Genomic DNA, 604 nt, shown 5'->3' with positions numbered 1-604 from the left:
CTATCATACATAGCATAACGATACATTTTGAAATAATCCATGAATACAAACTTTATTTCCACCTTTCAGACGGCCTTGAAACGTCTGGCACTTATTAGCACCATTGCCGTCTTAGCAGCCTGCGCCGGCAACAATACCTCTTCCAACCGTGCCGTACCTGACGGCTACTACAAAGTCCGTCCCGGCGATACCCTGACCCAAATCGCCAAACGCTACGGACAAAACGTCAATACACTGGTTGCATGGAATAACCTTCACAACGCCTCACAAATTGAAGTCGGCCAAATATTGCGCGTCCGCCGTCATGTTGCCTACCGCAATACTGCTACGCAGCAACGCCAAGCAACCGCCGTTACCCCGATCAACCGATTGAACCTGCAATGGCCGACCGATAACGCTTCATCCTCCATTATCCAACGCTACAACGGCACCACCAGCAAAGGCATAGATATTGCAGGCACACAAGGCCAACAAATCCGCTCTGCCGCAGCCGGTACCGTCATCTACGTTGGCGAAGAAGTCCGCGGTTACGGCAAGCTGATTTTGATCAGCCACAATGAATACACCATTACCGCCTACGCCCACAACGACACACTTTTTGTAC

1 protein-coding gene is annotated in these 604 nt (G+C 50.5%); it reads left to right on the top strand.

Annotated elements, in window-relative coordinates; translation table 11 throughout:
• Positions 1-39: 39 nt before the first annotated feature.
• Positions 40-604 (top strand): LysM peptidoglycan-binding domain-containing protein (locus ACTHUR_RS15875; protein ID WP_440399623.1); only part of this gene is annotated, 565 nt, incomplete at its 3' end.

Source organism: Neisseria sp. P0021.S007 (assembly GCF_051956855.1).
This window is presented reverse-complemented; position numbering and strand designations above follow the sequence as displayed.